The 6,417-nt window shown below is 73.2% G+C and carries 6 protein-coding genes; 3 read left to right on the top strand and 3 right to left on the bottom strand.

From position 1 onward, the window contains the following. Nucleotides 1–361 precede the first annotated feature (361 nt). Together ACFWU6_RS18525 and ACFWU6_RS18520 are read right to left on the bottom strand one after the other, a co-directional pair. Nucleotides 362–1,483, bottom strand: coding sequence for a hypothetical protein (locus ACFWU6_RS18525; protein ID WP_383981936.1), 1,122 nt, complete (start codon nucleotides 1,481–1,483; stop codon nucleotides 362–364). A gap of 303 nt (nucleotides 1,484–1,786) precedes the next feature. Beyond that, nucleotides 1,787–3,217 (bottom strand): hypothetical protein, encoded by a 1,431-nt coding sequence (locus ACFWU6_RS18520; protein ID WP_383981934.1) that lies wholly within the window; start codon nucleotides 3,215–3,217, stop codon nucleotides 1,787–1,789. Nucleotides 3,218–3,747: 530 nt separating this feature from the next. Here ACFWU6_RS18520 and ACFWU6_RS18515 point away from each other — a divergent pair. The 3 genes from ACFWU6_RS18515 (at nucleotide 3,748) to ACFWU6_RS18505 (ending at nucleotide 5,557) form a co-directional block, all read left to right on the top strand. Next, nucleotides 3,748–4,494, top strand: coding sequence for a maleylpyruvate isomerase family mycothiol-dependent enzyme (locus ACFWU6_RS18515; protein ID WP_383981932.1), 747 nt, complete (start codon nucleotides 3,748–3,750; stop codon nucleotides 4,492–4,494). 224 nt (nucleotides 4,495–4,718) lie between these two features. Continuing rightward, complete coding sequence (locus tag ACFWU6_RS18510) at nucleotides 4,719–5,432, top strand: SDR family NAD(P)-dependent oxidoreductase (RefSeq protein ID WP_383805190.1); 714 nt, start codon at nucleotides 4,719–4,721, stop codon at nucleotides 5,430–5,432. Continuing rightward, nucleotides 5,429–5,557: a hypothetical protein gene (locus ACFWU6_RS18505; RefSeq protein ID WP_383981930.1), complete on the top strand. Its 129-nt coding sequence runs from the start codon at nucleotides 5,429–5,431 to the stop codon at nucleotides 5,555–5,557. Before ACFWU6_RS18510 ends, ACFWU6_RS18505 begins: the two co-directional genes overlap by 4 nt. Before the next feature lie 36 nt (nucleotides 5,558–5,593). On the opposite strand, the gene ACFWU6_RS18500 is transcribed toward ACFWU6_RS18505, so the two are convergent. Then, nucleotides 5,594–6,415, bottom strand: coding sequence for a DUF1206 domain-containing protein (locus ACFWU6_RS18500; protein ID WP_383805188.1), 822 nt, complete (start codon nucleotides 6,413–6,415; stop codon nucleotides 5,594–5,596). Between the last annotated feature and the right edge of the window lie 2 nt (nucleotides 6,416–6,417).

Genomic DNA, 6,417 nt, shown 5'->3' with positions numbered 1-6,417 from the left:
ATCCAGACGAAGGCCGTTTCCGCGTACGGCGGTTACCGAACCGAGTGATCAAGTACGAGGCGCCGTTCGATCTCGGACGTTAAAGATCAAGCTAGGGCTTGTCGTCAAAGTGGCGCCGGTCAGGCCCGCGGCGTCCGGTGCCGTGCATCGCAAGGCGGAGGGGCGCCCGTGTACTGGACGTACTCGGGCGCCCCGACAACGCGGCGAGGTGCGGTGCCGGACGCCGCGGGCCAGGCGGGACTTTGACGACAGGCCCCAGGCCGGCGGACCCGGTGCGCGCCCCGGCTGCATGTCACGGGGGAGGAGACCGAACGGCGGGCTCGTCTCCTCCCCAAAAGCGGTCCCGCCGTTCAGACGGGGCTCACGTGGCCGTCGCTTCCGCTTCCTGGACGAAGTCGGTCGCCGGGTCGGGCGGCGTGCCCGGCGGAACCGGCGTCCCGTCGGGCGTCACGAGGACGGGCCGGCCGGGGATGGGCCGGCCGGGGATGGGCTGGGGCCTGTCCGACTGGTACAGGACGGCCATGACGGACAGGAAGGCGGTCAGGCCCGCCGCGAACATGGAGGCGCCGGTGGGCCAGGGCAGCAGCATGCCCATCGCACCGCCCAGGGGGTCGCGATCCAGCAGGGCCGCGAGCGCGTGGAGCGATACGATCCCGATCCCGGTCGCCGTCGCCGCCAACCACACCCCGGTGCGGTCCCGGATCGTCACCAGCACCGCGAGTGTCAGACACACCCCCGCGACACCCAGCAGGAGCCATGTCGCCGAGCTGCCGTCCGCCAGGACGCGCGAGGGGTGGCGGGGCAGGTGCGTGAGTGCGGCGACGAGCAGGGCCCCCGCGACGGGCCACCGCAGCACCCGCCCGGGCACCCGCGGGGACGCGTCCGCGTCGGAGGTCCCGCGGGGCCGCCGGTCGGCACGTTTGCGGAAGGCCCGCGGAGCGGACCGGCCGTCCGGACCCGGCGGGTCCACGGGGGCGGGCACGGGCTCCGGGACCGGGTAGGGCTGCGCCTGAGGCTCGGACCCGACCTGGGGCTCGAACTGCGGGTGCGGCTCGTCCTCGCCGCTCAGCAGCACGGCCAGCGAGACGACGTCCTCGATGGGACGGCTGACGGCGGCGGCGCGCAGGGCCTGGTCCGCGGCGTCCGGGACCTGCCCGGAGTGCCGCAGGAGCTTGACCAGATCCGCGACCTCTTCCACCGACCGGTGGACCACCGCGGTCTGCAGCAGGGTGTGCAGGCAGGCGGCATCGCCGGCGACGCCGACCACTTCACCCACCTCGCCCACCTCGCCCACTTCACCCGCCTCGCGCACGTCACCCGCGTCGCCTCCTTCGGCCACGTCGTCGTGCGCGTCCCCCGGCGGCTCGGACCCCTCAGGTGCGCGGGACGGGGAGGACGAGGTGCGCGCCGCGGGTTCTGGGGCCCTCGTGTCCGCGGCAGCCGTCCGTTCGTCGCCGGCCTCGGGTATGGCGTGGTCACTCATGGAACGCTCCGTCCGGATGCAGCGTTTGCGCGGGCGCGCGCAGACCAGGGGGATGCGACGTACAGCCCGCTAGAGAATCCTTACTCCATGTCACGATGCAGCACGGCGCGGCACTCCACCATGCGGAGCAACCAAACGGGTAAGGCCCGCGCCCCGGCCCCCCGCGTGCAGTCCGCCGACCTCCCGGCCCGCCGGGTGCGACGGTCCCGGTCCGACTTGATGGCGGGGCGCGGCGGGGACGTCGGCCTCCTCGCCCCGGCCGACTCCAACCCCCTCCGGGCCGTGGCCCGGTCCGTGGCCAGGTCAGCCCAGCTGCTTCAGCAGCTGGGCGAACGGCACGGTCGACACGCCGGCTCCCATGTCTACGAGGTCGAGTCGGCCCGCAGGCTCGGAGTTCCATGCGATCTTCCCCGCCCCGTCCATCGGCGAGACGATGACGCCGACGTTTTCGGGCACGTCGCTGTTCACGTAGCGAATCGACAGCACGTGGCGCGGCTTGCGGGTCTTGTTGATGAGGTTGCTGTTGTAGCGCAGTCGGCCGAGGTTGATGCCGATGTCTCCGCAGTCGCCGCAGTCCACCTGCTTGGTCTTCTCGTCCGGTTCCCACGACCAGTGGATGGTTCCGAATGCGTTGTCGACGGAGCCGATGTCCTTCCGCATCATGATCAGGCTGCTGCGTGCCTCAAGGGAGTCGAACGGCGCGTTCCGGGGAAGCTGGACGACCTTCTGCATGACGAGCCGCGTCCCCGGATCGATCCACGTGCCGGGTTCCTGCAGGGCGCCCCAGTAGATGAGGCTGTACGCGGCTGAGCCGGCGTAGAGCTGGCTCTCGCCCCGGCCCTCGCGCCAGTCGATCCCCTTCTCGTGCGGTCTGTACTGCGACGCGCTGCCTCTCACGGTGACCGCGCTGGCGAGCACCCAGAACGAGACGGTGCCGGTGTTCTCCAGGGTGATGGTCACCGGCACGTGCATGATCGGCTTGTCCGGGTCGGGGTCGGCGGACGGGATCCCGAACGCCGCCTGGTAGTTGACCCGGACAACGGCGGTGGCGGGCTGGTAGACCCCTGAGTACGCCAGGTTCACCGTCGCCAGCAGACCGGAGGCGGTCACGCCGACTGCGAAGCGGCGGGGATGGGGGATCCCCCGCCACGGCTTCTCGCGGCCCACCCGCCAGGTGGCCCACAGGGACCAGATCCACAGAGAGAGATAGCTGAGGAAGTACGGGAAGTACTCCTTCTCCTGCAGCCAGAGGACCAGCAGCAGGCTGCAGACGACCAGAGTGATGACCACCCCGACCAAGGACACTGCGCCGGAACGCTTGAAGACCCGCTTGCTCCAGTGGTCGAGAACCGCGGCCGCCGCCACGACCTGGAAGAAGCCGGCCGCGATGAAGATGCACCCCGTGACCCCGCCCGCGAAGGTCAGTGCCCCGAAGACGTCCGGGAGGCCGAGGTCGACCAGGAGGACCGCGGAACCGAGCAGACCCGCCACCATCATCACCAGCGTGGCACGCCGCTGCAGCGGGCGGTCGGGCCAGGTACTGGGGCCTGCCCCGTACCAGGCCACTGCCGGGTCGACAGCCGGGTTCGTCCCCGCGGGGAACCCGGACCGGGCAAGCAGCCGCCCGAGCTCCCGCAGCGACCAGGCCCGTCCGACGGTCGTCCCGTCGACACGAACCTCGCGCAGGCCGCGACCGTCAGGAGGATTGACCAGCGCCCGCTTCGGATGGTTCATGGTGCCAGGCTCTCGGCCGCGACTCGGCGGCGCACCTTCACATGCTCCGGTTGACCGGGCCCGCCGTGAGGGAGGTGACCGGCACGAGGGGTGACGTTCCCGCCGGGCCCCACCTGCGCGGGGCTGCTTTCAGCCGCTGCCGGTGGACGCCCCGCTCAGGGCCGTCGGCCGTGCCGTGCGGTTCCCATCGGCCTCGTGGTGTCACTGTCACCAGACCTCCCTCACTGCGGGCGCGGGGCGCGCCGTGGACGTATCGACGACGCTAGGGCCGGGAGCCGGGGGAGCGACGGCCTCCGTGTTGCCCGTTCTGTGCCGGCGATCCACCAACACCCGGCAACGATTCTCCGTTCCGCGCGGATGAGTCCGGCTGGACAATCACGGTGCATGCCGGGCTCGGGTAGGCACAGGACAGCCCCGGCCAGCCCCGGCCTGCGGTACCGCCCCGCCGTCGTCCCGGGGCGGTACCGCAGACCGGGGAAGTCGGCCGCGGTCCCTTGCGTTTTCGACGGACAGCGGGCAGGAGAGTCGGCATGAGCAACACGAACAGTCTGACCGAGCACGATCACCCCAGCGTGCTCCTGCCCCTCTTGTACGAGTCGGCCGGCCACCTGCTGAGCAGCGCCGGGGCCCTGACCGGCGAGCAGTTGCGCGCCGCCTCCCTGCTGCCCGGCTGGACCCGCGCGCACGTCCTGGTCCACCTCGCCCGCGGCGCGGACTCGCGCGTGCGCCTCCTGACGGCGGCCCGAGGCGGAGCCGACCTGCCCCAGTATCCCGACGAGTCGACCCGAGAGGAGGAGATCCGGCAAGGCGCGCTCCGGGACGCCGACGCCCTTCGGATGGACCTCGAGACCTCACTGAGCGGGCTCCTCCAGGCGATCGGGTCCCACCCGGACGAGGCATGGGACGTTCCGGTGCGATGGCTCGGGGGAGGCCGACGCCCCGTGCGCGGGGTCCTGTGGAGCCTCCTGCGGGAACTGGAGGTGCACCACGTCGATCTGGCGGCCTCCTACACACCCGCCGACTGGCCGGCCGCCTTCACCGACCGGGAACTGCGCGCGACCGTGGCCCGGTTGCGCGAGGACCCCGCCATGCCGCCCGTACGGATCAGCGCGGACGGCGGCACGTCCGACCTCAGCACCAGCGACCGTCCCGGTCCGCTGGTACGCGGGGCGGCGGCCGCGATCCTGGCCTGGCTGACCGGCCGCTCCGACGGAGCCGCCCTGACCGTCGACCCGCCGGGCGCCCTCCTCCCGCGTGTCCCGGCCTGGAGGCGATGAGCGTAGACGGCACCGACCCGCAATCACGGCCGCGGGGTCGTTCGTGCACGCGATATCCGTGCACGATCGATGCGGAGTGCCGCTGCCGCCGTCCGGCCGGATCATGGAGGACGCTAGTACGTGGGTACGCGCGCGTCCGGGGGTCGATCGGTGCGGTGAGGAGCGGGAGCGTGGCCATGGAGCTCGGAGGCGGCAGGACGACGCCGACCGGACCGGGAGGGCCCATGTCGGGCGCCCGCGTACTGGTCGTGGGGGCGACAGGGGTCTTGGGCGGCCTCGCCGCCCGGGAGCTCCGCGACCGCGGGGCCGTGCTGGCACTCGCCGGACGGGATGCCGGAGTGCTCGGTGAACGCGCGGCCGGGCTCGGGGGCCGGCCGCGCCGCCGGATCGACGCGTACGACCTGGACCGCTGCGCCGGGCTGGCGGCGTGGGCACGGGGGGAGCTGGGCGGCCTCGACGGGGTGCTGGTCGCGGTGGGAGTCGCCGCCTTCGGTATGACCCGGGAGATTCCCGACGCGGTCGCGGAGCACCTCGTCACGGTGAACTACCTCTGTCCCGCGGCGGTGCTGCGCGGCGCCGTGGCCGAGGTGGAACCGGGCGGCTTCCTCGCCGCGGTGACGGGCGCGGTGGTGGAGGCGCCGATGCGGTCCATGGCCGACTACGCGGCCGCGAAGAGCGCGCTGGCCTGCTGGCTGGGGGTACTCGCCCGCGAGGTGCGCGGCCCCGGGGGCCGAGGACTGCGCGTACTCGACGTCCGGCCGCCCCATCTGGACACCGGCTTCTCCGACCGGCCGGTCGCGGGGCGGGCGCCGTCGCTCCCGCCGGGAGCGGACCCGGACGAGGCCGCCCGCGAGCTGGTGGACCGGCTCGAAGGCCGCCGGTCAGGGCCGGTGGATCACGGCCCCGTGCGGGGTCCTGACCCGTCCCGCCCTGGATGAACGGAGATGGCCCCGGAGCGTCCGCGCGCCATCAGCGCGCCATCCGCGCGGCGATCGACGAGGCCGGCGACCGCCCCGGACGGCACGCCGTCCGTGACGTCGTCATCTGCCGCTCCGCCGCCTGACCGGCGGCGGAGCGGGCGGGGGGACCCCCGGCGGCGTCAGACGCGGCGCCAGCGGGCCATCGCAAACGAGAACACGCCGAACAGCACCAGGCCGACGGCCACCGCCACCAGCAGCCACGGGCCCGCCGGGGTCTGGGTGAGCGACCGCAGCGTGTCGTCGATGCCCTTCGCCTCACTGGGGTCGAAGCGCACGGCCGCGTACACGACGAATCCGCCGGCCGCGGCGAAGACCGTGCCGCGCGCCACGCCGCCGGTCACACCGAGGACCTCGACGCCCTTGCGCACCGCCTCGGAGACGCCCTGCATCGCGAGGTGCTTGCGGAAGGTCCGCCGGGCCGCCTGTACGGCGATCACGACGCCCGCCACGGCGATCGCCACTCCGACCGCGCCCACCCACCAGGGACCCCCGGGCAGCTCCATCGCCTTCGAGGTCATGTCCCGCGACTGCTGGTCACCGGACTGGCCGCCCGACCCGGTGGCGAACGACAGCACCGAGAACGCGACGACCCCGTAGAACACGGCCCGCCCGGCCGACGCCAGCCGCTTGGAGGTCTTTCCGCCGTCGGGACCCGTGGCGCCGAACACCGCCTCCGAGAGCCGCCACAGCATCATGCACACGAGGCCGATCCCGACGGCCCACACCAGGGCGCTGCCGAAGGGCTTCCCCGCCAGTTCCTGCAAGGCGCCCTGACGGTCGGCCTCCTGGCCGCCCTCGCCGAACGCGATGCGGACGGCCAGGACGCCGACGAGTACGTACAGCACCCCGCGCGCCACCAGCCCGGTACGGGCCGCCACCTTGCGGCCGGTACCGCCGTGGGACGCGGTCCGGACGCCTTCTCTCGCCACTTCACCCCCCATGG

Origin of the sequence: Streptomyces sp. NPDC058674, assembly GCF_042716505.1 — a bacterium.
Classification (GTDB): Bacteria; Actinomycetota; Actinomycetes; order Streptomycetales; family Streptomycetaceae; genus Streptomyces.
Note: the sequence above shows the minus strand (reverse complement) of the source record. Positions and strands in the feature narration are given on the sequence as shown.